The organism is Marinoscillum luteum (genome assembly GCF_044005705.1).
Lineage (GTDB): Bacteria > Bacteroidota > Bacteroidia > Cytophagales > Cyclobacteriaceae > Marinoscillum > Marinoscillum luteum.
Genome location: NZ_JBIPKE010000020.1, coordinates 830,121 through 855,198, shown reverse-complemented (window position 1 = coordinate 855,198; position 25,078 = coordinate 830,121). Strand labels below are relative to the sequence as shown.

Annotated in this window: 24 protein-coding genes; 11 read left to right on the top strand and 13 right to left on the bottom strand. The window is 46.6% G+C overall.

Annotated elements, in window-relative coordinates:
- Window positions 1-8: 8 nt before the first annotated feature.
- The 5 genes from ACHKAR_RS21225 to corA all read left to right on the top strand — a co-directional run bounded on the left by ACHKAR_RS21225 (window position 9) and on the right by corA (window position 3,678).
- Window positions 9-497, top strand: a complete 489-nt coding sequence (locus ACHKAR_RS21225) for a gluconokinase (protein ID WP_159582144.1) — start codon at window positions 9-11, stop codon at window positions 495-497.
- Between the two features lies 1 nt (window position 498).
- Entirely contained in the window at window positions 499-1,011 is a 513-nt protein-coding gene (locus tag ACHKAR_RS21220; protein WP_159582143.1) for a DUF3124 domain-containing protein, read from the top strand.
- A gap of 61 nt (window positions 1,012-1,072) precedes the next feature.
- Window positions 1,073-1,258, top strand: coding sequence for a YwbE family protein (locus ACHKAR_RS21215; protein ID WP_395419463.1), 186 nt, complete (start codon window positions 1,073-1,075; stop codon window positions 1,256-1,258).
- A gap of 449 nt (window positions 1,259-1,707) precedes the next feature.
- On the top strand, window positions 1,708-2,676 hold the full coding sequence (locus ACHKAR_RS21210) for a calcium/sodium antiporter (protein WP_395419462.1): 969 nt from the start codon (window positions 1,708-1,710) through the stop codon (window positions 2,674-2,676).
- Between the two features lie 27 nt (window positions 2,677-2,703).
- The gene (gene corA / locus ACHKAR_RS21205) at window positions 2,704-3,678 is read left to right on the top strand and encodes a magnesium/cobalt transporter CorA (protein ID WP_395419460.1); all 975 of its coding nucleotides are present in this window, start codon (window positions 2,704-2,706) and stop codon (window positions 3,676-3,678) included.
- Between the two features lie 47 nt (window positions 3,679-3,725).
- On the opposite strand, the gene ACHKAR_RS21200 is transcribed toward corA, so the two are convergent.
- The 5 genes from ACHKAR_RS21200 to ACHKAR_RS21180 all read right to left on the bottom strand — a co-directional run bounded on the left by ACHKAR_RS21200 (window position 3,726) and on the right by ACHKAR_RS21180 (window position 10,738).
- Window positions 3,726-5,876 (bottom strand): M3 family metallopeptidase, encoded by a 2,151-nt coding sequence (locus tag ACHKAR_RS21200; protein WP_395419458.1) that lies wholly within the window; start codon window positions 5,874-5,876, stop codon window positions 3,726-3,728.
- Window positions 5,877-5,972: 96 nt separating this feature from the next.
- Window positions 5,973-6,701: a mechanosensitive ion channel family protein gene (locus tag ACHKAR_RS21195; protein WP_395419457.1), complete on the bottom strand. Its 729-nt coding sequence runs from the start codon at window positions 6,699-6,701 to the stop codon at window positions 5,973-5,975.
- Between the two features lie 18 nt (window positions 6,702-6,719).
- Window positions 6,720-6,860 carry a hypothetical protein gene (locus ACHKAR_RS21190; protein ID WP_395419455.1) on the bottom strand — a complete coding sequence of 47 codons (141 nt, stop codon included), beginning with the start codon at window positions 6,858-6,860 and terminating at the stop codon, window positions 6,720-6,722.
- Window position 6,861: 1 nt separating this feature from the next.
- Window positions 6,862-7,803 carry a mechanosensitive ion channel family protein gene (locus tag ACHKAR_RS21185; RefSeq protein WP_395419454.1) on the bottom strand — a complete coding sequence of 314 codons (942 nt, stop codon included), beginning with the start codon at window positions 7,801-7,803 and terminating at the stop codon, window positions 6,862-6,864.
- 1 nt (window position 7,804) lies between these two features.
- Entirely contained in the window at window positions 7,805-10,738 is a 2,934-nt protein-coding gene (locus tag ACHKAR_RS21180; protein ID WP_395419453.1) for a hypothetical protein, read from the bottom strand.
- 111 nt (window positions 10,739-10,849) lie between these two features.
- On the opposite strand from ACHKAR_RS21180, the gene ACHKAR_RS21175 reads away from it, so the two are divergent.
- Window positions 10,850-11,341 (top strand): hypothetical protein, encoded by a 492-nt coding sequence (locus tag ACHKAR_RS21175; RefSeq protein WP_395419451.1) that lies wholly within the window; start codon window positions 10,850-10,852, stop codon window positions 11,339-11,341.
- Between the two features lie 173 nt (window positions 11,342-11,514).
- On the opposite strand, the gene ACHKAR_RS21170 is transcribed toward ACHKAR_RS21175, so the two are convergent.
- Together ACHKAR_RS21170 and ACHKAR_RS21165 are read right to left on the bottom strand one after the other, a co-directional pair.
- The gene (locus ACHKAR_RS21170; protein ID WP_395419449.1) at window positions 11,515-11,811 is read right to left on the bottom strand and encodes a putative quinol monooxygenase; all 297 of its coding nucleotides are present in this window, start codon (window positions 11,809-11,811) and stop codon (window positions 11,515-11,517) included.
- Complete coding sequence (locus ACHKAR_RS21165; RefSeq protein ID WP_395419448.1) at window positions 11,808-12,590, bottom strand: SAM hydrolase/SAM-dependent halogenase family protein; 783 nt, start codon at window positions 12,588-12,590, stop codon at window positions 11,808-11,810. Before ACHKAR_RS21165 ends, ACHKAR_RS21170 begins: the two co-directional genes overlap by 4 nt.
- An 88-nt stretch (window positions 12,591-12,678) precedes the next feature.
- Between ACHKAR_RS21165 and ACHKAR_RS21160 the strand changes: the two genes are divergently transcribed.
- From ACHKAR_RS21160 to ACHKAR_RS21145, 4 genes are all read left to right on the top strand, one after another.
- Window positions 12,679-13,626 carry a PhoH family protein gene (locus ACHKAR_RS21160; protein ID WP_395419446.1) on the top strand — a complete coding sequence of 316 codons (948 nt, stop codon included), beginning with the start codon at window positions 12,679-12,681 and terminating at the stop codon, window positions 13,624-13,626.
- Window positions 13,623-14,057, top strand: coding sequence for a GNAT family N-acetyltransferase (locus ACHKAR_RS21155; protein WP_395419445.1), 435 nt, complete (start codon window positions 13,623-13,625; stop codon window positions 14,055-14,057). The genes ACHKAR_RS21160 and ACHKAR_RS21155 overlap by 4 nt, the downstream gene beginning before the upstream one ends.
- A gap of 80 nt (window positions 14,058-14,137) precedes the next feature.
- The gene (locus tag ACHKAR_RS21150) at window positions 14,138-16,270 is read left to right on the top strand and encodes a ComEC/Rec2 family competence protein (protein WP_395419444.1); all 2,133 of its coding nucleotides are present in this window, start codon (window positions 14,138-14,140) and stop codon (window positions 16,268-16,270) included.
- Window positions 16,271-16,283: 13 nt separating this feature from the next.
- Window positions 16,284-18,161, top strand: coding sequence for a RecQ family ATP-dependent DNA helicase (locus ACHKAR_RS21145; protein WP_395419442.1), 1,878 nt, complete (start codon window positions 16,284-16,286; stop codon window positions 18,159-18,161).
- On the opposite strand, the gene ACHKAR_RS21140 is transcribed toward ACHKAR_RS21145, so the two are convergent.
- From ACHKAR_RS21140 to ACHKAR_RS21130, 3 genes are all read right to left on the bottom strand, one after another.
- The gene (locus ACHKAR_RS21140; protein ID WP_159582129.1) at window positions 18,158-18,706 is read right to left on the bottom strand and encodes an HNH endonuclease; all 549 of its coding nucleotides are present in this window, start codon (window positions 18,704-18,706) and stop codon (window positions 18,158-18,160) included. The two genes, ACHKAR_RS21145 and ACHKAR_RS21140, sit on opposite strands and share 4 nt — an antisense overlap.
- Before the next feature lie 112 nt (window positions 18,707-18,818).
- On the bottom strand, window positions 18,819-20,006 hold the full coding sequence (locus tag ACHKAR_RS21135; protein ID WP_395419440.1) for a phosphoglycerate kinase: 1,188 nt from the start codon (window positions 20,004-20,006) through the stop codon (window positions 18,819-18,821).
- Window positions 20,007-20,068: 62 nt separating this feature from the next.
- Complete coding sequence (locus ACHKAR_RS21130; RefSeq protein ID WP_395419439.1) at window positions 20,069-21,028, bottom strand: L-threonylcarbamoyladenylate synthase; 960 nt, start codon at window positions 21,026-21,028, stop codon at window positions 20,069-20,071.
- Between the two features lie 112 nt (window positions 21,029-21,140).
- Here ACHKAR_RS21130 and ACHKAR_RS21125 point away from each other — a divergent pair, with 112 nt between their 5' ends.
- Window positions 21,141-21,296 carry a hypothetical protein gene (locus tag ACHKAR_RS21125; protein WP_159582126.1) on the top strand — a complete coding sequence of 52 codons (156 nt, stop codon included), beginning with the start codon at window positions 21,141-21,143 and terminating at the stop codon, window positions 21,294-21,296.
- On the opposite strand, the gene ACHKAR_RS21120 is transcribed toward ACHKAR_RS21125, so the two are convergent.
- The 3 genes from ACHKAR_RS21120 to ACHKAR_RS21110 are packed head-to-tail and all read right to left on the bottom strand — an operon-like array spanning window position 21,293 to window position 25,078.
- Window positions 21,293-24,103, bottom strand: a complete 2,811-nt coding sequence (locus ACHKAR_RS21120) for a FlgD immunoglobulin-like domain containing protein (protein WP_395419438.1) — start codon at window positions 24,101-24,103, stop codon at window positions 21,293-21,295. The two genes, ACHKAR_RS21125 and ACHKAR_RS21120, sit on opposite strands and share 4 nt — an antisense overlap.
- On the bottom strand, window positions 24,103-24,462 hold the full coding sequence (locus ACHKAR_RS21115; RefSeq protein ID WP_159582124.1) for a carboxypeptidase-like regulatory domain-containing protein: 360 nt from the start codon (window positions 24,460-24,462) through the stop codon (window positions 24,103-24,105). The genes ACHKAR_RS21120 and ACHKAR_RS21115 overlap by 1 nt, the downstream gene beginning before the upstream one ends.
- A gap of 25 nt (window positions 24,463-24,487) precedes the next feature.
- Window positions 24,488-25,078: a hypothetical protein gene (locus tag ACHKAR_RS21110; protein ID WP_395419437.1), complete on the bottom strand. Its 591-nt coding sequence runs from the start codon at window positions 25,076-25,078 to the stop codon at window positions 24,488-24,490.

Below are 25,078 nucleotides of genomic sequence, written 5' to 3'. Positions count from 1 at the left end.
GTAAAGGGATGATTTATATTATTGGAGGAGTGGCAGGAAGCGGAAAGACCACTGTCGGTACGTTACTGGCATCCAAACTGGGTGTTCCCTTTTATGATGCGGATGATTTTCACGTACCGGAAAATATTGAGAAAATGGCTTCCGGTATTCCTTTGTCTGATAAGGATCGCATCTCCTGGCTCAGAAAAATATCACTGAATATGGTCCGATGGGACCAGGAGGGTGGGTGTGTGCTGGCTTGCTCAGCCCTCAAAGAGTTTTATCGCAATATATTGACCCCCATTCCCACACACCACGTACAATGGATTATCTTAGAGGGAGATAGAAACCTTATTCTGCGGAGAATTCGAGAACGAAAGGGGCATTTCTTTGATGAAAGAATTCTTGGCTCTCAGTTTGATATCTTTGAGAAGCCCAAGTATGGGTGGTTTTACAATGTAGCAAACCCCGTGGATGCCATCGTCGATGAAATCCTTGTCAGAATTAATCAGGTGTGATATGAAAAAGATCTCTCCAGTGTTGTTAGTTTTTGTGGCCTTGATGTCCTGTCAGGAAAAGACAGTAGGGTCTGATGAGGTGACACCTGTCAACTGGAACAAGAGATCCGCCAACCTGACGACCTCAGATTCCCTTCAGAAAGGGGTAACATACCTCTCTGTTTACTCACAAATCTATAGCCGCTCCGAACACCGAAGACATGATCTTACGGCTACCGTGAGTCTCCGAAATGTGAGCATCGAAGATACAATCTATGTGTCCAGGGCTCAGTTTTTCGGTACCGAGGGCAAACTGATCCGAACCTATTTTGATCAACCCATTTTCATTTTGCCACTGGAGACGGTAGAAATAGTCATACAGGAAGTGGATAACGAAGGTGGGACAGGAGGTAATTTTATTTTTGAATGGATGATCAATCCAGGCACCCCCGAGCCATTGTTTGAAGCGGTGATGATCTCTACGTCCGGTCAGCAGGGGATTTCATTCACCACGCGAGGGATTCAGATCCGGTAGGTATTCCTATCTTCACGGGAAAGCACATTTTTTATTAGCTTGGTGTCAAAATAACCACAGGATGTCAGACGGAACCATCAGAAGCCATGTGAAAGTGGGACAGGAGGTAGAGATCGTGCAGAAGCACCACCAGCGTACCGGCGAGCTGAAGCGAATCCTTACCAATTCACCCAATCACCCGCATGGCATCAAAGTACAACTCACCACGGGAGAAGTAGGCCGGGTCAGGCATATTTTGGAGGACTGATATCTCCAGATTTGTTAGAGTAGGAATAATGAATCAAATGGAAATGCTGTGGGGAGATGATATTAAAAGATAGATGTTGAGGTGATCTAATACTTTATACCTCAATCCAAATGATTGGCTACTTACCCTTCATTTTCTTTGCTTGCCCAAAGAAAACGAAGCAAAAGAAAAGGCACCAACGCAAAAAATCATTTTGACTCATCATGTTTGGGCTTTTTTTAGGGACTTTTTTGGAGTCAAAATGATTCACACTTGCCTTGGATGCCCCGCCCTCCTTTTCTGAATTCAAAGTGGATTAATTCAGCTTTACAAAATATCTTTATAGTCATACCCCACATAAATATTGCTTGATCCGAAGTAACCTTACGTCTGAAAAAAAAAGTCAATAGAATCAAAGTAAATTCTTATTTTTAGCGGTTTTAACGATTGACTTAACACTTCGGAGATTTATGATTTACTTCTTGTTTTTGATCGGTTTTGTGCTGCTTATTAAAGGTGCAGATTTTCTGGTGGAAGGGGCCTCGTCTCTGGCCAAAAGAAACAATATTCCGGAGTTGGTCATCGGGCTGACCATTGTGTCATTCGGTACCAGTATGCCTGAGCTTATCGTTAACCTGCTCGCCAGCTTTGACGGGAGCTCTGAGCTGGCCATTGGAAATATTCTTGGGAGCAACATTGCCAACGTACTCCTCATCCTGGGGGTGGCGGCTATGATCCGGCCTTTAACTATTCAGAAGAGTATCTATTTTACTGAAGTTCCCATTTCTTTGTTTGCTACTGTGATGGTTGGCTTTTTGGCGAATGCCAATTTGTTTGTAGATGTGAAGGGGCTCACACTGAGTCGTTACGATGGTTCCATTCTCTTGTTTTTCTTCGCTCTTTTCATGACCTATATTTATGTAGTGTCCAAGTCCAAGCAGAGCATTCAGGAAGAAGCCGCTTCTGTGGAGACCATTAGCACCCTCCCGAAGGGTCGCTCCATAGCTTATATTGTTATAGGCTCGCTGGCGTTGTTTTTAGGCGGAAAATGGGTAGTGGATGGAGCCTTCGAAATTGCCCTGTTTTTTGGGTTGTCTGAAACTTTCATTGGTCTGACCGTGGTGGCCGTTGGTACTTCCCTTCCTGAGCTGGTAACTTCTGCGGTGGCCGCCAAAAAAGGGCAGTCAGATATGGCAGTTGGTAATGTGGTAGGATCCAATATCTTCAACATCCTATGGATCCTGGGACTAAGTTCCGTCATTCGTCCTTTGCCATTTGATGTGGTCTCGAACTCCGATATACTGATGGTGATTGCATCGAGTACTCTACTCATTGTGGCCATTGTGATTGGGAGGAAAGCCAGTATTGGCAGAGTTATGGGAACGATCTTCGTGCTGACTTATGCAGCCTACCTGGCCTACCTGGTCATGCGAGGGTAGTTTCTTTCTTGAAAATAATAGATCACCTTGCTCACGCTCATCCAATATAATGATCCCGGGTATCTCACAAAGGAGAACCTGAGCCCTTCGGAGGCGGCTACTCTGGTGAAGGAAGATTTTATCAACTGGATTGATGTGGAGATTACCAGCCAGACGTATGTGGATGATACGGCAGGGCTCTTTAATATCCACCACCTCATTGCCGAAGACATCCTCAACACTGACCAACTGCCCAAGTTTGAACTCTTCGATGATCATCTGTTTTTCAGCACCAAGATGCTCAGTTTCGATGCAGACGAGGATCAGATCATGGAGGAGCACCTGAGTGTGGTGATGTGCAAAAGCCTGGTGATCACCTTCCAGGAAGGCCTCCCAGGGGATGCTTTCAATGAGTTGCGTAAGCGTATCCAGCTGTCCAAAGGTTTGATTAGAAAGTGTAAAGAAGATTACCTGTTTTATCATATTCTGGATGCCGTGGTGGATCATTATCTGCAAATCATGGAAACCCTCCGAACCAGGATAGAGCAACTGGAAGCCCGATCACTTGCAGACCCTTCCTATGACGTCATGCAGCAGGTGATTGAAATTAAAAAAGACATTAATATTCTGAGGAAGTACACCGTGCCGATGCGCGATGCGCTCAATGAGATGCGGGTGGAAGCGGATCATTTTATTCAGAAGAGCTCCATCAATTACTTTCAGGATGTGGCTGACCACCTGCTTTATCTGATTACCTCGTTTGAGACTTCACGGGAGATGCTGAAAGACCTGATGGACTTGCACCGATCCAATCAAAACAGTGAGATGAACCGGGTGATGAAAACCCTCACCGTAGTGTCAGCTATTTTTATCCCCCTCACTTTTTTAGCGGGTGTTTATGGAATGAACTTTCGGTATATGCCGGAGCTCAACTCTCAGTGGGGCTATCCTCTGACAATTGGTGCCATGGTGGGAGTGGCTATGATCATGGCGCTTTACATGAGAATAAAACGGTGGTTTTGATACTGTTCTAAAAGTATAAAAAAAGGCCCGCAAGGGCCTTTCTTATTTTACATATCCGTTACCGGAAATCCCCGGTCACGCATCAGCGCTTTGATGTCTGCATCCCTGCCTCTGAATAGCCGGTAGGCCTCTGCCGGGTCCATAGAGTTGCGTGGAGCAAAGAGGTATTTCACCAGTTTACCTGCCAGATCTTTGTCATAAAACCCACCCGGAGCCTCCTGGAAAGCTTCGCCGGCATCTGCGGTGAGCACATCTGCCCACATATATCCATAATAGGCCGTGGCATAGCCCTCACCAGAGAAGACATGGCCGAAGTGCGGAGAGCGATGGCGCATCACCAGCTCCTTTGGCATTTTCAGCTTCGCCAACGTTTCCCTTTCAAATGTGTCCGGATCCAGGTTGGTAGGGTCAGTGGTGTGGTAGTACATGTCCATGAGCGCTGACGCCAGGTATTCCGTGGTGCCAAATCCCTGGTTGAAGGTGGAAGCCTTTTTGATTTTAGCCACCAGCTCCTGAGGGATAGGTGCTCCTGTTTTGTAATGCACCAGGTAATTGTTGATCACCTCGTCAGTGGCCAGCCACCTTTCCAGGAGCTGAGACTGAAACTCGGTGTAGTCACGCACACCACTGTTGAGTGTGGGGTACTTCACATTGGAAGAAAGGAAGTGTAGCGCATGCCCGAATTCATGAAAGAAGGTCTCAGCATCATCCCACGATACCAGCACCGGCTCGCCCGGAGCAGGCTTGATGAAGTTAGAGTTATTAGAGGCGAGCACAGTTTTCTCGCCATCAAAAGAATCATAACTGCGATATGTGGTCGCCCAGGCACCTGAGCGTTTGCCTTGCCTTGCAAAAGGATCGAGGTACCAAAGCCCAATGAGTTTACCAGAGGTTTTATCAGCCACTTCCCAAACTTTCACGTCTGCATGGAACACAGGCACTACTCCCGAGTCGATGGGGGTAAACTGAAAATTGAATAACTCACCCGCTACGAAAAACATGGCTTCACGAAGCTTGTCCAGTTGCAGGTATTGTTTTACCTCGTCGGAGTCCAAATCGTATTTTTTCTTCCTCACTTTTTCTGCATAGTAGCGATAGTCCCATGGCTCAATGGTCACCTGGTCTCCGTTGGCATCAGCTACTGACTGCATATCAGCCACCTCTTCTGCTACTCGGGCAATGGCGGCTGGCCATACGGCTTCCATCATTGCCATGGCATTCTCAGGGGTTTTAGCCATGCGGTCCTGCAGTCTCCATTGGGCGTAGTTATCAAAGCCAAGGAGTCCTACACGCTCGTTTCGAAGTTTGAGGATTTCTGTTATAAGCTTGTTGTTATCATGCTCGTCTCCGTTGTCTCCACGGGAGTAGTAGATGTTCCATACTTTTTCACGCAGCTCCCGCTCATCAGAGTAGGTGAGGAATGGATCCATGGAGGATCGCGTATTGGTCACCGCGTACATTCCATCTTTGCCTCTGTCTGTTGCGGCTTTGGCTGCAGCCTTTACAAATGACTCTGGCAATCCACTCAGCTGGTCAGCAGAGAGATAGGTGACGTATCCTTCCTCATCGGCCAGGATGTTGTTTGAAAAGCTGGTGTGAAGGGAGGAAAGTTCTTTGTTGATGGCAGCATAGCGTGCCTTTGAGGCTTCATCCAGCTCGGCACCATTCATAGCAAAACTGGTGTAAGTAAGGTCTACTACACGCTGCTGATCAGCAGGAAGAGGATCCTTTTGTGAAGCTTCATATACGGCCTTGATCCTGGCGAAAAGCTTTTCGTTTTGGGTGATCTTAGAGTTAAACTCGGAGAGCTTAGGGGCCATTTCTGCCTGTATTTCTCTAAACTCCGGAGATGAGACATTGCTACTCCAGATGCCGTAGTAAGAATACACCCGGCCCAGGTCATTGCCTGATCGCTCCATGGCCACAATGGTATTCTCAAAAGTAGGTGCTTCGGGGTTGTTGGCGATGGCCTCTATTTCAGCCAGATTGGCCTCCATACCCTGCTCCAGCGCTGGTTTCAGATCGGTCAGGCTCATTCGATCAAAAGCAGGCAGGCCGCCATATGGACCAGTCCATGGTTGTAAAAGCACATTGTCAGAGACTGGGGCCTGGGTCTCCTTGGTGCCCTGGCAACTAATAGCCGCCAGCGCAACCAAAGCAAAAAGTGCTTTGGTGATGTTCATTGTTTTGTATGTCATTCCATTCGGGATTGTTGATTTCAGGTAATTTAACCAATGCCCTGCACGTGGAAATACAGATTTCTATCAAAGGTCAGAAAGGGTGATGGACAAAGTCTACTGCTTAGCTGGTTCATTCATATGAGTCACTTCAAAAGCTGCGGAGGCTATGAAGAGCTTGTCCTGGTGAAGATTAACAGTCTCCAGAATTCGTGTGTAGAGCTGATCTTTTGTGATTCTACGTCGCTTAAAATCCACCACATAGCGGATGGTAAAAGTGATCCAGTTTTCATCAAAGGCCATGGTAACCATAGGGTCTATTTGGGCATTTTCCACATAGAGTTGGTCGGTGAGTTTATTCCATTGGGTCTTGGTTTCCAAAGTGAATTCTTTCACAAGGTTGGTAGTGATGTCCAGCATGAGCTGTCGGGCTAGTTGATGGTCGCTACTGTGCTTGAGTGGGATGGTGATTTCGTCCCAGAGGAAAGGAAAGTCTCCGGAGTAGTTGAAAACAGGTTCTTTGAAAATAAAACTGTTGGCCACACGAACCATTTTACCATTGTATAAGTCGCCATTTACCCAGTCTCCTATCTCCATGAGTGTGGTTCTCAGTATGCCAATGTCCACTACATCCCCTTTGATGCCACCGAGTTTTACCCGGTCCCCAATTTTATAGAAATTACCAAAAAGAATCGCCAGAAATCCGGCCATGCTCACAATCACCTCCTGCAGGGCAAAAGCAATGCCTGCTCCTGCTACCCCCAGGGCCAGGGTAAGGTTTGAGAACTTATAGTTGTAGATGAGCATCAGCGCGAGCAGTGCCAGGATGTAGCCTGTAAAGGACACTACCTTTCTGGCCTGATATCACGTAGTACTATTCTTGATGTACTTATTAAGTCCTTTTTGCAGCATTTTCACCATGAAAAAGACTATGGCCAATACAATGGCCACCTGAATGAGTTTGCTGCCGGTAGTACCCTGAAGAAAGTCTAGAATGTATTGCATTTTAGTTAAAGTCCTGGTCGTTGATCAACTGATCATCAATGAGTGCCTTGATGACGATCTCCGTCATTTCACTTTTGAAGGCAAATTCACTGCGGATGTCCATTACATAGGCCTTTAGTCTCATTTTTAAATAGGACTTTCGGTCTTTTACTTCATTGAAGAAGAGTACGGCTATGGGCTTGGCAAGGTAGATATATTTACTTACCTGAGCGGCCTGAGTGGCGATTTCCCTCACACGCACTGTATCTATGCTGATGGGAAGGTAAATTTCAGCCACTACCTGACAGTTGGCTTCTCCGGCATTGGAGTTGGATACCGACCCGTTCATAATCTCACTATTGGGAATAGAGACCAGCGAATCATCCGGTGTAACCACGCGAGTGGAACGAAGCCCTATCTGAGTCACCTCACCATAGTAGGAGCCTACCTCAATTTTGTCTCCTACCTGAAAAGGTCTGTCAAAAAGGATCATTACTCCGCCAAAGATGTTTTTGAGAATATCCTGAGAGGCAAAACCCACGGCAACACCCACAGAGGCGGATAGTGCCAGGATGGTAGCTGCAGGAGGCTGAAAAATCCCGGCTACAATAATGAACAGCACGAAAATCCAGCCAAGAATACGTACCACCGGAATCAACCCTTTCAGGGTAATCCGATACTGTGTGCTTCGCTCCGCAAGTATTTCCAGTATTTTGGAGATAACTCTAATGCCTATGTAGCCTGAAAGCAGAAATACCAGTGCCCAGAAAATTTTGGCCATGGAGAAAATTTCGGACAGATTGGGTGCTTCGTCCCTTACATTGGTTTTGGCAGCGGCATTCTCCACTTGAATCATCAGGGTAGACGTGTCACCAGTATCCACTGCCAGACTGTCTTGTGCATATGCCGAAGTTGCCAGGCAAAGTGCGAAGAATAATAAGCTGAGGTAGGTAAATAGTCTCATTTTAGTAGATCAGGTTTTTAGCTTTCAGGAGGCTGATGACGCTTCTATATACCAGCGGGTTCACCGTGTAGATGTCATTTTTAAAAATCAGTATACCATCTTCGAGCATCATGGATAGCATGAGGAAGGCTGATTGATGAGAAGACCTATTGACGATGGTAAATTGATTGAGCGTGAGCCCGTCATGCAGAATCAGTTGATGTAGTGCCAGGACTTTTCCGATATCAAAAGCCATCAGAAAACCGAGATCGGGCTTTCTGAAATCACCGATAACAATGCCATTTTGGTCAACAGATTTAGTAGAGAGCAACCAGAACATCAGGGCCATGCTGATATTGCTTTCGGAGAAATCTATCAGTTTTTTGAAAAAGCGCCCCTTCAAAGTGGCTTGCTGATCTGCTTCGCTTAGATTTTTAAATTTCTTGGACTTTAGATCATCTTCAGACGGATCAAATAGAATCTTGTAACCACTGATGCGATTTCGCTTGGCTACAATGTTACTCAGCTCCACCGCGGTAGGGGGTTGCAGTTTGATGTGGTAGCTGAATACATCCTGAACATTGAGGGTCTTCTGAAAGTAGTTCCAGGTATACAACGTACTTGTGGCTATCCAGAAGATGTTTTTGGAGGTATGGCTGATCAGCTCTAGCAGGTCTTTTAGCCTTGCAAAACCGCCTACTTTTCTCAGGTAGAGGTTTTGAATGTCTTCCACAATGATAATTCGTCGGGGTCCTTCATTCAGTGCGCTGACACACTGTATCGGAGTTTCAGCTGTATCATTTTCCAGCAGTCCGTGCAGGAAAGTCAGTAGTTGTTGAGTTCCATAGGATTCTGTTTCGCAGGTGATCCGGTTCACCGCATACCTGAAAGGCGACTGATGCTGAATGTAATTGAGGTATGAGGTTAGTCCACTCCATTTTTCACCGATAATTACGGCTGAGCCCATTCTTCCTTTTTCCCAGTTGGCATAGGCCCCCATCAGTTGGTCATATTCCTGCTGCCTGCCTACAAAAAGTTCATGATCTGTGAGTGGCTCTATTCTATACAGGTTTCTGTAGATGATGGGCAAAGCGTTGATCACCTCCTGAGACTCGGACAGGAAGTCAGAAACCTCTTTGGAGGCCGTCTCTTTCTTAGAAGTGAGTATAAAGCGTTGGCTGAGGTCATGCTGAAGTATCTTAAGTTTGTTTAGCCATGCCTTGGCATGAGCAAGTGCCTGATAAGTATAGGCTTTTGCCGAATCTTTCATCTCAGCCTTATAGGCTTCCGTTTGCTGGATGGCCTTGGCTTTCATCACCCGCATTCTGATCTCGCGCACATTTTCGTTGACTGTGAGCTGTCGGAGCGATTCTGTGTAGTCATTCAGCGCAATTCTCAGCTGTTCATTGGTGGTGTCTATGATGTCCGCCAGAGCAGTTTGTATATCACGCACCCTCTCCTCAGAGCGCCGGAGGCTTTCTATTGCCACTTTCTGAGCATCCTCTTTGGCAGCCGGATGTTCCTGAAGTTGCTGTATAGCTGCAGATAGACCAAAGGTGATCATATGGTCCAGATCTCTGGCCACAGTGACACTCTCATCCAGCTGGCCGATGAATTCTCCTTTGATTCGATCTAGCTGTGACTTGAAAGCAGGGGTAATCTCAAAGGCTATGAGCTCATAGGGTGAAATCGTTGTGATATTTGCAATTGCAATAGGAGAAAGGTAGTCCGTAGGAATCTTAGCTATTTTCCGCTCCGTAGTGAGATTTTCAAGGGCTCTGTTCAGGTCAGCCTCAAACCGGTTGACGGCATTGATAATCTGATTGCTGCTAAGCTTCTCCACCAGCAATGGGATCACTTCCTGGTCCAGGGTTTTTTGAGCTTTATAGGTGCATTTTTTCAGCGTGAGCGAAAAATCTTCGTCTTTCGATTTTTCTAAATCCCCGACAGCAGAGTGTATGTAGTCGAAGATCGATTCCAGCTCCTCCCCAATGTCCTCGCTCAGGTTGTTTGACTGAGCCGACTGATAGGTGACAAAGTCAGATTCAGCCAGGCTAATCAGTCTGAATACCTCCAGGTCAGCGCGCCATTCTTCAAAAAAAGCATCGAAAGTGTTATGCCAACCAGCATCCTCTTTTTGCCATAGCCCATCTGCTGATTGGAGGTGTGCCATGAGGTTTTTCTCTTCGTACCGGTTTGGGCTGTGCTCAAGTGTATCCACTGTGGTGGCAGCTTTTCTCAGTTGCTGCATGGTGGTGTGGAGGTTGTTCACCAGTTCGGTTTTCAGGTCTTTCCTTACTTTGGAGAATGACTTGGTGAGGTGGCTGAAGTCAAGCCGTGTAAATTCTGCGGTATCTGCAGATTCTTCCCATTCTTTCAGTTCCTGATAGGCCTTGGAAAAAAGGGTATAATACCTGGCGCGAACCTCCAAAATAGATTGAATATACTCGCCCAAAAGGTAATATTCCCCAATCGCCCTAAGTGGAATCTTGTGATTCCAGTAGCTGATAGGCTGTTTCTTTTTCCTAAAGAGATTGGCCGTGCGGACAGGCATCTTAGAAGCGCCAAAAGCAATAGATTTAGCACCTTTGGCCAACTTTAGCAGGAACGAGTCTGTTTTGAGTGCGGTGAATCGGTCTTTTTCCTGTGGTATTTCCAGTGTCTCCGGTATTGACTGAAGGCATGCCTGCACGGCTTCATAATAGCCCGCCGAAAACTCGCTGAAAGGCTGCCCGTCGGAGGCATTCCAGGATTGAGAGATCAAAGAGAGAATCTCCGCTTTGAGTTCTGCCTTGCTTAGCTTCCCGGCACTGTTTTCGTAGGTTTGAAAAATGGATTTTTGCAGACTTTCAAAGTCTGAATGTTCATTTCTGATCTCCGATTTGAAGCTGGTATATAGCTTGTCATTAATCAGTTTTTCTAATTCTACTTCGAGTGAATTAAGGAGCTCTTGCATTAGGTTAAATTCATGACAATGACAGAACGGAAAAAGTTTTTATTAGTTTTTGTTAAATCATAATAAATGATAACTGCCGGATGATTGTTAACTTAACTAAAATACCTTGTTATGAAGAATGTTCTGCTGATTTTCTCTGTTTTCGTGATTTTGAGTGCCTGCTCCACTGGTGATGAGCCAGGGACTGCCGAGAGAAGCTCTACTTATTTGCTTTATAGGGCAAATTATAACCCTGTGAGTGGAGATGTGACCGTGCGTGAGTTGGCTCCCGGTCAGCTGGAGTTTCATATCAAATTACAAAACACAACGGAAGGTGGTGAACACCCTGCGCACCTTCATTTTGGTTCTGTTCGGGAGGTGGGCGAATTGGCCTTTGCTCTGAATCCTGTAGACGGATCCACCGGAGAGAGCGTTACCGTGTTGGAGGGGGTACAAATGAGTGATGGTGAGGTGCTTACCTATGATAGTTTCCTGGAGATGGATGCCAGTATCAAGGTCCATATGAATGATAATTATTTCAAACACATGGTGTTGTCCTTCGGTAATGTGGGGAAGAATGAGAATTATTTCTTTGATGGGGTGGCGATGTGCACGGGGCACTAGAAAAAAAAATCCCCAACAAATGATTGAAGGGGATTTTACCAGCTATGTACAAATAACCTATGTAACCTATACGAGAGTAAAATTATTGGATTCCCTGAGATGACAATTAATTAATCGGTAGACCTTGAGAATTCATCGGTGAATATCCTCCTGGTTCAATCTAAACCTTCCAATCAGTTTAATTCTACTTCCTGTTTCAGGGAATAGGCCTGCGCTTTTTCGTTAAAACATTTCCTGGTGGCTTCCCAGGTGGTTTTGAAGAGATCAGAATCACGATATTGATCCAGCGCCTCCTGAGAATCCCATTTGCTGAGCGTATAATAGACATTGACGTGATGGTAATCTCTGTGTAGGGATAGGTATTGACACCCCTCCATGGCCCTGATTTTCTTCTTGGCCCCATGAAAGATTTCCAGGAAGTCGTCTTTCTTCTCCGGGGTGAAGGACATACGTACGATACGGGTGATCATAATTGGAAGTTGATAATGACAGGCGCATCGAGGTGGAGCCCTAGCAGCTCAGATGCATTGCCTTTGTTAATACCTATTTGTAGTTGTTGATTGCTATTGAAAAGAATAAAATATTCACCAGACTCCACCTCATGATAGGCGGAGTGTATTTTGCGGGAGCGCTCCCTGCCAAAGCACACTTCGTACGGTTTTTCACCATTGAGTTTCATGATGGTCTCAAATGCCGAGTGCACGATATTGGTGATGAGATTTCCATAGTGGTCTACCCGGATTATGTTGCCAGAGATCTCCCGCTTAGTCACTTTGAGCTGACGTGCATACAGGGTCTTGAGCACATCCAGAGGCTTGCCGAGCTCGGATATTTTTTGACCATTGGCCAGCGCCACGGCAGCAGGGGCCAGCAGGTCTTTGGCCAGGAAAGTGGAGCCATTCAGGTCATTGGTGCTCAGCTCCACCATGGCTGTAGGGGGCTGATCACTTAATAAACTAAACAGACCGGAATCATAGCCAACAAAATAATGTTCCTCTAGTTGCACCGCTACGAGTTTGGAAGGCTCACGACTGTTCATGTCTATGGCACAGAGGTGGACCGTGCCGGTTGGGAAATCCCTGAAAACGCTCTTCAACACATAGGAAGCATGCCCTATGTCTGAAGGATAAATTTCATGGCTAATGTCAATAATGTGCGTCTCAGGACCCATTTTATGGGCAACAGCTTTTACCGCCGCTACGTAATGGTCTTCTGTACCAAAATCTGACATAAATGTGACTAGAGCCATACAAGCGACGGAATATTTCTTTATTTTGACACAAAAATATAAATTCTAAAAGCAACAAAAATTAAACGCTTATAAATCACTCATTCATTTGCTAGAAAAGGTCATAACACTCGATAATATCTCCCTGGTGGATTTTTTGGGAATCCAAAATCAAAACATTAAAGAGATCGCTTCAGCGTTTCCCGAGAGTAAAATTATCTCGCGGGGCAATGAGATTCGAATTCAGGGTACCGCACCTCAGATTCTGAAAATCAATGATATCCTCAACTCACTCCTGAACCATTACGATAAGTTTGGTAAGGTAACGCATGAAAATGTGGTCTCCTATATCAATGAGGAACAACATAACTCTTCTCATGCCGGAGCTAATGATGTGTTGGTGTTTGGGACACGGGGTTTTAAGATCTCTCCCAAAACCAAGAATCAGAAGGCGCTGGTAGAAGCCGTGGATGCCAATGATTTGGTGTTTGCCATAGGGCCTGCGGGTACAGGTAAAACCTACATTTCAGTAGCTCTGGCTGTGCGTGCGCTGAAGAACAAGGAAGTGAAGAAAATCATCATCACCAGGCCGGCAGTAGAGGCTGGTGAGAACCTGGGTTTTTTGCCCGGCGACCTGAAGGAGAAAATAGATCCTTACCTCAGACCGATCTATGATGCGCTCAATGATATGATCCCCACTGAAAAACTCAGATACTACCGTGAAAATGGGGTGATTGAAATAGCGCCTCTGGCTTATATGAGAGGCCGTACGCTGAATGATGCCTATATCCTGCTGGATGAGGCGCAAAATACTACACCCATGCAGATCAAGATGTTCTTGACCAGGATGGGGCCAGAGTCCAAAGTGATTATCACAGGAGACAAGTCTCAGATAGACTTACCGAGAAATCAGCGTTCGGGGCTTATAGATGCGCTGGATGTTTTGAAAGAGGTCAAGAACATTGGGTTTGTGGAGTTGGATGATCGGGATGTGGTCAGGCACAAATTGGTGAAGGAAATCGTGAAAGCATACAACAAGCAGGGAGAAAAAGAATGATACGGGTAATCACAGCAAATACTGAGGAGCTCAAAGAAAAAGCCTTTACCATTCGGAGGGAGGTTTTTGTGGTGGAGCAAAAGGTATCTACTCGCGACGAGTTTGATGAATTTGAAGCCACCAGCACCCACTTTGTGGCGCTCGATGAAAATGAACAGCCGGTGGGAGCGGCGAGGTGGCGCCGCACCGAAAAGGGCATCAAATTAGAGCGCTTTGCGGTGAAGGCCAACCAGCGTGGTAAGCAGATTGGTTCAAAACTGGTGGAGGCTGTTATTGCCGATGTCCGATCAAAGGAAGGATCTGGTCAGTACCTCTATTTGCACGCTCAGCTCACCGCTGTGCCGCTCTATGAGAAGTTTGGGTTTGAGAAAAAGGGTGACCAGTTTTCCGAATGTGACATTTTGCACTATCTGATGTTCAAGGTGTCTTAATCGATCAAATAAACTCAAATTCCCGTTGTTTGATATGGTAAAATTTCTGAAATTGACTGGGTCAGTTTTGCAGGAATTTTATGTTTAAGTGGACCGCCTTTCCTTTTATCCGTATTTCCTTTTTCCTCTCCCTGGGCATTATTCTTTATGATTCCTATGGTGTGCTGTGGTCTGGGCTCCCCTGGCGACAGATGTCTATGATCTTTTTGTTGGCGCTGATTATTCCTTTCTGGCTGGGGCGGCCGATTCTCAAAGGAGTGGTTTACCTGTTGCTGATGGTGTATCTGGGCGGTTTGATAGCCATGCTGGCCGATGAATCTGCTGTCCCCGGGCATTATTCTTCCTTTGAGAAGGTAGAGGGTTTTATGGGAGTAGTCATTTCGGACAATACCGAGCGGGATCATTATCACCGGTATGAGGTGGCCGTTCATATGGTAGCTCAGTCAGATTCCCTGAATGCGGCTCACGGCAAAATTTTTCTTTATGTAAAGAAGACGCAGGAGGACAGCACACACTTGCAATATGGCGATGTGGTGGCAGTAGACAAAAACTTCTTCCCAATAGCGGGACCTAAAAACCCGCATGAATTTGACTACAGAGCATACCTGAAGAAACAAAAGATCTACGCCCATGCTTTCGCTGACCCCTCTGAAGTCCGGGAAATAGGGCACGAACCACCAAATCCCCTACTCGCTCACGCAATGGGCATACGTACCTATGCCAGGCAGAAGATCGAAGACTGGATCCCACAACAGCGCGAACGTGCCATCCTTACAGCGTTGATTTTGGGTGTGAAAGACTATCTCGATGAAGAGACTACTTCAGCTTATGCGGCGGCAGGCGCCATGCACGTGCTGGCAGTATCCGGCCTGCATGTAGGCATCGTAGTGATGATTTTGAGTGTCATTTTTCAGAAATGGAAGGAGACCCGATGGGGGAATGTAGTGTTTACGATTGGGTCTGTTGCAATCATTTGGCTCTATGCCCTAATTACCGGATTCACCCCATCGGTGATGCGGGCCTCCACTATGTTCACGGTGATTATCGTCAGCAGCGCTTTTAACCAAAGGGCTAATATTTACAATTCCCTGGGGTTGGCGGCTTTTGTGCTGATTTTATATAATCCTTATGTAATCTATGCAGTGGGGTTTCAGCTATCCTTTGCGGCTGTCATTGGTATCGTGATTTTGCAACCCCGCTTATACAGACTGTTGGATTTTTCTGGCATCGTTACGGACTATGTCTGGTCTATTACCTGTGTGTCCATTGCTGCACAAGTGGCTACCTTTCCCTTAGCGCTGGTCTATTTTCATCAGTTCCCCACTTATTTTCTTGTATCCAATCTCATTGTTATTCCGGCGGCATTTTTGATGCTGGGTGGTGGCATCTCTATGCTCCTGGTCGGCAGTATCCTACCTGCTGTTGGGTGGGCTCTGGGGTTTGTATTACAGGGGTTTTCATGGGTAGTGAATGAACTCATCCTGGGTATTAAGTGGTTGCCCTATCCGATTTTCGATTGGCTATATTTTGATGCCTGGGACACCATTTTCACATATCTAATTATGAGTTTTCTCGTGCTGGCTATATGGAAGTACAGCTATCACTATATGGTACTTGCTTGGTTGGCAGCCATTACCTTGGCGGCATGGCTTCATTTAAAATCCTTTGAGCAGGAAAACCAAAAGAGAATGGTGTTTTACGAAATAGATGGGATAACAGCCATCGACCTGATCAATGGGAGGGAGGCGGTATTGCTCATCGATGATTTCTCAGAAGCCAATAAGGAGCTGATCGCCTTTCAGATCAACCCCAACAGACTGGCTAGTGGGCTGCCAAAAGTGGAAGACACCTGGCAACTCATGAGCAGTTCGGAATGGGTACAGGTTCATTCTTGTTTCGATTTGATTCAGTGGGACGGGGTACGGGTGATCCTGATGAAACACATGGAAACCTACCAACTCACGCATCCATTGGAGGCTGATGTCATTTACTTTAAGGATGCTGAAATGATTTCATATGAGGGATTGCTGCCAGGAATAGCCCTCCTCGGGACAAATTTTAATTATTATGAAACACGTGATGCAAAGCGCATATTTGAAAACAGGAAAATTGAGGCCCGTAGTTTGTCGCAGGATGGCTTCTTGGAGTTAGATTTGAATCAAACAAGACCTTTTAGCCAGAGAAAACATCGGCTGGCAACTATCAGTGAGTAGACCACAGGAAATATTGAGGCAATATTGGGGCTTTGAGGCCTTCAGGCCCATGCAGGCTGAGATTATCGGTGCCGTGCTGGACAGCCAGCACGTGCTGGCACTTCTTCCTACAGGTGGTGGGAAATCACTCTGTTTTCAGGTGCCGGCACTGTGTCTGGAAGGGGTTTGCGTGGTGGTATCTCCGCTCATAGCGCTGATGAAAGATCAGGTGGAACAACTGAAGAAACGAGGCATCAAAGCGGCCGCCATCTATTCAGGGATGTCCCTGAAGGAAATTGATATTGTACTGGATAACTGTATTTATGGGGCCATTAAGTTCATATATGTTTCTCCAGAAAGGATCAAGACGGATCTTTTTCTGGCCCGGGCTGCCCAAATGAATATCTCACTGCTTGCGATAGACGAAGCACATTGCATCTCACAGTGGGGGTATGACTTCCGGCCTTCTTATCTGGAGATTGCTGATTTTATAGAAACACTTAAAATCACCAGAATCATCGCCCTCACAGCATCGGCTACCGCTCAGGTCAGGCTGGATATATTGGAAAAGCTTGGGATGAATGAGCCCAGAGTCTTTCAAAAGAGCTTTGCCCGGAGTAATCTGTCTTACTCTGTGTTTGAGTTGGAAAACAAGGAGCAAAAGATGCTGGAGATCTTGCGCAATGTTCCGGGGAGCAGTGTGGTCTATGTACGCAGTAGAAAACAAACGCGGGAGCTGGCAGAGTTTCTTCGAAACAGTGGAGTTTCCGCAGATTATTATCATGCCGGTATTCCCGGGCATGTCAGAGCCCGCCGGCAGGATCAGTGGATTTCAGGACAAACCAGGGTGATCGTGGCCACCAATGCCTTTGGGATGGGCATTGATAAGCCAGATGTGCGCACGGTTATTCATTACGACTTACCGGATTCGCTGGAGGCCTACTACCAGGAAGCCGGCCGAGCAGGGCGGGACGAACGAAAGGCATATGCCATTCAGCTCTATGCCAAAAACGATGTAATCAATCTGAGACGAAGAGCTGAGCAGGCGGCTGTGTCGGTGGACTTTATGCGCAAGGTCTATCAGGCACTGGCCAATCACTTCAAGCTGGCGGTAGGCAGCAGTGCTTTTACGAGCTTTGAATTTGATTATGAAGGTTTTATTCGCACGTTTGATCTACCCATGGTGGAGACCTACCACGCCCTGAATAAGCTGGCAGATGAGGGACTCATAGAGCTCAATGAATCTTTTAAGGAGTCCTCCAAAATGATTTTCCTCCTGGAACAATCCGAGGTGTACAAATATCAGGTGGCCAACAGGACGATGGACCCCGTGATCAAAACCCTGATGCGACTCTATGGCGGGGAGATGTTTTCGGATTTTGTGACCATCAAGGAAGAGGACCTGGCTAAACTTTTGAAGGAGCCCGTGGATCTGGTCAGAAATCAGCTGCAATACTTGCACCAGGCTGAAGTGCTGATCTATCAGCAAGCCAGTGACAAACCAAGGATCAATTTCTTAACCCCGAGGGTGGAAGCTAATAACCTGCCCATAGACCAAAAACAAATGGCCTGGCGCAAGGAGGTCACACTCACCAAAGCCAAAAAGGTAGAAGAATACGTTACCTCAGAGCATAAATGTAGATCCCGCATGTTGCAAAGCTATTTTGATGAGCTCACTTATCAGGATTGTGGCGTCTGTGATATCTGTATTCACCGACACAAGAAAATTCAGAGCATGCCACTGGACGAAATTGAGGCGTTCATCCGCGAAAACCCCAAAAAGGAGAGTGAGCTTATTCAGCAATTTAGCCGACTGGCGCTGGATGATTTGGTGACCTCTCTGCGCGTCTTAATGGATCAAAAGCGGATCGGGTTGACCAAAGAGGAATTGTTCGAAGTAAAAATTGCCTAGGAGGAAGATTTATCTGACCCAGCCGCTTTCACGTGCTTCCAGGAATCTCCACGTTTGATACTGAAGATGGTACCCACCGAGACCCCAAATTGCTTGGCAATAATTTTCACACGGGTTTTACGGTTGGGATCGTTCATCATTTTTTTGATCACCGCCACCTGTGTTCTCGTCAGCTTGTTGTTGGGAGTGAAGTCCTTATCATAAGTATATGCAGACTTATGATACTTACTCATGTGGTCTTTGAAGGTGGCCTTATCTACCCATCGCAGGTTATCTGCTTCTGGGTTTCCTTTGTTTTCGTCGATGAAAATGAGGTGGGTATGGTTTTCCGGATTGGGAACAAAGAGTTCTGCCACTACTTTATGCACGTATATCAGGGTGTTTTTCCCATCCTTTTTTCTGGTGGGAATGGCCCGATAGCCCATGTTTTTGTAGTGTTTAAGGAGTTTTGGTGGATCAAAATACAGTGATTTAACCTCACCATAGCTGCTTACCAGAAACTTGTTGCGAATCTCATCGCTTTCCCAAACTTTCCACTCTTCCATAAAAAAGAAGGGTTCTTTGAATCAAAAGTACCGATTTTTTGAGAATCGAGCGGATAAAAAAAGGGTGAATAATTCATTCACCCTTTTTGATTATCTCTAATTGATATGATTTTTATTCCTCCAGAGCGGCTACTCCGGGCAGTACTTTTCCTTCCATGTACTCCAAAAGTGCGCCTCCGCCGGTACTTACGTAAGACACTTTATCTCCGTACCCAAGATTGTTGATAGCCGAGGCAGAGTCCCCTCCACCGATCAATGAGAAAGCACCTTTTTCAGTGGCACTCACCAGAGATTTGGCGATGGCCTCAGTACCTACAGCAAATGCAGGGAACTCAAAAACACCCATTGGGCCATTCCAGAGAATGGTTTTGGAGTTTTTGATGGTTTCAGAAAATAATTTGATGGTTTCAGGTCCAATGTCCAACCCTTGCCAATCGTCCGGAATCTTACCGGCCGGAACCGTTTTCTTGTTTGCATCTTTATCGAAATCATCGGCAATTACGGTATCCACAGGCAGGATAAGGTTCACACCCTTGGCTTTTGCTTTGGCTTCCAGCTCTTTGGTGAGGTCCATTTTGTCGGCTTCCAGGAGCGATTTACCAATATTTCCTCCTTTTGCTTTGGAGAAGGTATAGGACATTCCACCACCAATGATGAGGTTGTCAGCTACATCCAGCAAACGGTCGATAATCAATATCTTATCGGAAACCTTGGCACCACCCATGATGGCTGTAAAAGGACGCGTAGGTTCACCTAATACTTTTTCTGCGTTTACCAGCTCCTGCTGCATCACATAGCCGCAGCACTTATCTGCAAAAAACTTAGCGGCGATGGTCGTGGAGGCATGGGCACGGTGTGCGGTCCCAAATGCATCATTGACGTAGATATCTCCCAAACTGGCGAGTTTCTCAGCAAAAGCTTCGTCCCCTTTAGTCTCTTCCGGATAGAATCGTACGTTTTCTAGCAATAGCACTTCACCATTTCCAAGGGCTTTAGCCTTTTCCTGAGCTTCGTCTCCGATACAGTCATTGGCAAAATGAACGCTGACACCTAGTTTTTCACTGAGGTCTGCTACGATGTGCTTAAGGGAATATTTTTCTTCTGGTCCGGTCTTAGGTCTCCCCAAGTGGCTCATCAGTATAACAGCACCCCCTTCATCGATTATTTTCTTGATGGTAGGTATGGCCGCTCTTAGTCGTGTATCGTCAGTAATTTGGCTGTTTTCATCCAGGGGTACATTAAAGTCTACCCTGATTAGTGCCTTCCTGTTTCTAAAGTTAAAATCATCTATGGTTCTCATATCCACTTATTTTGGAGTGCTAAATTGTCTGATCTGGGTAAAAAAGCAAAGCTTCTGGAGACTTATCTTGTGGCGGCTCTCTTCAAGCGGTCATTTATAGCTTGTCCAAGACCCATATCAGGGAATTTTTCGGTAATAATAAATTCCACATCCTTCTGATCCATGGTGCGCAATGCCCCAAAGAGCTGGCGCGCGGCCTCATCCAGGTTACGGGTTTTAGAAAGAATAATCTGCCGGTCTGCTGTTAATCCCTCAAATGACTGATGGAAGCTGATCACTCCAAAATTCCGCTTGTGAAATCGGGGAACCAGTTCGGTCAGGTTGCCAATGATGAGCCGCTTGGATGGAGCATAATGGGATTTGAGCATGCCTGGTGCGATGGGGTCAGAGCTGTGATTGATCCGTAATTTCACTTTGCCAACCACTTGCTCAATGTCATCTATTTTCTTCCCACCAAGCCGGTATACGATGGGTTGCTCTTGTTCATTGAACCCAATAATGGTGGATTCTATACCTACTGAGCAGTTGCCCCCATCCAGTATATAAGGGATATGTGCACCCAGCTGATCGTGAACATGCTGTGCCGAAGTGGGCGAGATGTACCCAAAAGGATTGGCGCTAGGTGCCGCTAGTGGGAAATCCAGCTGTGAAAGCAGTGAATGGGTAAGCGGGTGACGAGGTATTCTCACCGCCACATCTGAAAGGCCGGAGGTAAGAATGTCCGGGATGTGTGGCTTTTTATTCAATAAAATGGTCAATGGGCCCGGCCAGAAGGCTTCTGCCAGCATGAGTGCTTTGTCAGGAATGTGCGTGACTATGCCCTTGATTTTTTCCAGAGAATCCGTGTGTGCAATCAACGGGTCAAACTTGGGTCGCTTTTTGACCTTGAAGATGTCCAGAATGGCAGATTCATCCAGGGCATTTCCCGCCAAACCATATACAGTCTCCGTGGGAATGGCCACCAGTTTCCCTGCCTTTAGGAGGGCTGCTGCCTGTTCGATATTGGTGCCTATTTCTGCCATTTGGTAATTCAATGCACAATTATCTTGAAAATTATTGACAACTTATGAGAGGTCTATATATTTACGATTGCAACATCATCGCCAGTTGTTAAAAAACCAACTAACCGTAGATATGAGTAAAAGTACTAGAAATACCCTCAGATTGATTTCTGTTATTATCGTTTTGGCTTTGGTGTTGATGGAATTGAATGTCATTCCCAATCTGCTGAACTATAAATTTTGGTTTATGGTTGCGGCTTATGCCCTGGCGCTAATTACCTATCGCTAGTTCGGAAGGTAGATCATTCTCTTGCTGATCTGCTGTCCCTGAAACTGGAGCACATAGGTGTATATGCCGGACTTTAGGCGCGTTCCGGAGTTGTTGGTGCCATCCCAGATGGTCCTGTTTTCCCCTGCGTATTGTGGGCCCCAAAGCAGGTTTCTGATGAATCTTCCAGAGGCATCGTACAGATCTATTTTTACTTCACCATTTTCTGGCAGGGAGTACCGGATCATCGTTTCTTTGGTAAACGGATTTGGATAATTCTGCAGACTCGTTAGTTGTTCTCCGGGTGCGTACTGATTGGTGAAGGGGCGCGTATCCTCCAGGAACGACTGAAAAGTGCCATTGCCATGTGTCGCAATGACCAGGCGACCGTCTATGTCACGATAATCCATCATCGTGATCACCGCATTGCCTATTTTGTCTTCACTTTCCTTTAGCCAGATGGTTTGGGCACCATCGGTGGCAGTGGTGGAGTACAATCCTGTACTCGTGCCCACAAAGATGCTAATGCCAGTGGTGGTGGGGACAATTTCTGCCCACCTTACGCTGGGTCCGCTACCAGAGCCATCGGGGTTTTCTTCCAGGTTTCCGCTGATGTCTGAGAAGGACACTCCTCCATCCACCGTCATGAAGACAGATGGGATGCCATAGTTAGAAAACACCACGATCAGGTGATCTGCGTTTTCAGGATTGACCGTGACGCATGCGATGTGACCATTTTCAGGAAAAATGGTAGGAGACATAAACGTTACGCTTTCCCGGGTGGGGTCCGAAGCATTTTCTACTTTGACAATGGTGGGGCTTTGACTGTATATTCCGGCATAGAGAATATCCTGATCCCGTGCTTTGTCTATGGCCGTGTACACCCCGGAGGCCTGCTCCGTATCTTTAATTTCCGACCAGTTGACAGAGGTCTTTTTTTGATTTCCACCCGGCACCTGCAGCAGGTTTTCATTTCGCCAGATCACATCACCCCCAGTCAAAAACATTCGACTGGCGTTGGTCGGATCCAGAATGAAAGGATTGATGAATAGATAACCCTGACCCTCTCGTTCACCTCCGCCTATTGGATCCACCCGTGCAAAGGATTTGAGTTGGAAGGTGGAGCTGAGTGAGAGCCGGTAGATTTGGCTGTTTTGGAAGGAGACGTAAACAAAGTCACGGTTGGGGGCAATGGCACAGTAGCCTCCATCTCCACCCAGGATTCTGTTCCAGGAGGGGTTTTCACCCAGCGCATCTCTCATGTACGTCCCATTGTCCTGCATTCCGCCCAGGATTTCATCAGTGTTCTTGTCCAGTCGCTGGGTGATGGTGTAAAACTGTGAGGTAAGGTATCCGTTGTTCAGGCTTTTCCAGGAGACAGAGTCTGCCAGTACATTGGTGGTGAGCCGGATGCCACCGTCATTGGCTGAGATCATCCTTTTTTCATCTGAGGGATAAAAAAGCAGGGCATGCTGATCTGGGTAATGTCCGGGGTAGACTGAAGCGTCGTTCTCAGGGCTGTAGCCTCCGATCCATTTGATGTTTTTGGCAGATGTAAAACCATCGGTGGATCGGTAGAGGTTGGTACCACCTATGAACACGAGGTTGGGGTTCTGAGGATGTACCTCTATGAGCATGTTGTAGCCACCCTGACTCTCAAAGTCACCGTATTCGCCACCCGATGCAGGTATGTTGCTGGTCAGGTTAGTCCAGGACCCTGAGAGTATTCCATTCTGTATGTTGGCCACATTAAGTCTCCAAAGGGATGCCTCTTCGCCCTGGGTGAGGAAATACACACTCGATTCGTCAGCAGCAAAACCGATCACCGTGCGCTCGTGATAGGCTGCCAGGCCCGGAGGAGTGATTTGCTGCCATTGATCTCCGGTAGCTGAGAAATAAAAACCCGCTGAAGGCGAAAGCTTATTGGAGGAGGAGGCACTGCTCATCGCAGCAAAAAAATGTCCGGAAGGTGTTTTTCTCAAGCTGGTATAAAATGGGGCATCAGATTCGTTGAGGTCTGTGTTTTCCGGCAGGTCAAATAATTTCTGACCAAGCGCCACGCCCCAGGTCTGGCCCCCATCTGACGATTTGAGGATGGCTCCATAGGCGGCTACCAATACTTCATCCTGGCTGAGGTTGAGCTGGTTGGTTTCAATGGCCCAGATGTATTGAAACTGGCTGCTAAACTGACTGGGGGTGGCATTGTCTATAGTGCCGGGGAGTACTTCCCAGCTTTCACCACCGTCAGTAGATTTGAAGAGGCCTGCACCCCTGTATGGGGCAGCTGTACTTCGGGCGGAGTTGCCCAAAAGTTCGCCCGTTCCTGCGTACCAAATGTCCTGTTTCCCTGGTCTCAGGTCCTGATTAAGGGCAGTCACGCTATTTCTTAGTGCCGGATCAGAGGTTCTTTTCCAATCAGTGCCTCCATTGGTGGTTTTCCAGATGCCCCCGGAAACACCACCCGCGAGTATGGTATTTTCATTGCGAATGTCGAGAGAGATGGCCCGGGTGCGCCCACCCACATTGAAGGGGCCGGCAAGTTCATAATTCTGAGCAACTACCCGCTGATAATGACCAGCCCTGTGCTGTCTGGAAAGTAGCAGCTCAGCAAACCGGAGCTCCCGGTCTCTGATGTCTTTGGGAATCTGCCCTGTAGAAGGGTCAACCAGCAATCGATTTTCGTAATTTGCTCTGGCCTGAGGATCCTCTGTAGTACCAATGGCCGATGGTTGCTGATCGAGTACTAATGAATAATCCGGAAGCGGTTTCGGCTCCCGGATTATGCTGAAAAATATGAGGAAGGCTAGAAAACCGGTGACCCTATTCACTATTCGATGACAGTGTTTACTTTATTGAGTTTACCTTCTTCGAGTGCCGCTGTTCTCACTCCTTCAAAGTCATTGTTCATGTCCCCTTTTCGGGCATCGATAAAATAAGGAACCGGCTTCAGGTCTTTGAATGTAACCCGCCCTTTGTTGTCAGATATGGCTTTAGCTACGGGGTTTTCACTGTTCCGGTAGTCATCCTCATTGAGATAAATGGTCACTGTGGCACCTTCTGCAGGGTTGCCAAGTCCGTCAATTACCGTGATCCGAAGTTTAGTCGGGAGTAATTCGGGCTGTGCCGGGCTAAAGGAGAACAAACCCACCAAAAGAACGGTGGAGAGGACGAAAAGTACGTATTTCATGATTTTCATAATTAGATTCTTAATTTCAATTAACCTCAAACAAATATTTGGCCAAAACCTCAAAGCTGTCAGGGTTTTTATACATTCTGTCATTATACGTATTGGCCACTAATTTGATAAAACTTGGACGATTATCAATGGATATGTGTTCGATCAGGATATTGCCAAACTGCTGATCAAGGGGAGCCTCCTGTGATTGCTGAATGGGCTTGAAGTAATGCTTTTCCTTGGATTCGATCACATTGCCCTTATCAGTGATAGTCACATCGCTGTTGGATCGTTTATATGGCAGGGCTTCCACTTTTTCGCCCAGCCAGTCAAAGAAAAACTGAAATTCTTTCTTGTCTATTTCTTCATTGAAGGAGATGGCAAAGCCATTGGAGAGGCTGGTGGACAGCAGGTGGACATCAGGTTCTCCAACCAGATTGTTTTGCTTCAGTAAATATGACTCAGCTACTTGCCGGATGAGCTTTTTATGATTGACAGAGTGCAGCCAGAAGGCATAACTTTCTGAGTAATGCTCATTTCTCGAGATGGGTTCGTAGACCAGTACCTCATTGGAGGTTTCCGGCTTAGAAAAGAGTTTTTGATATACCTGATCGAAAAATGTCATCAT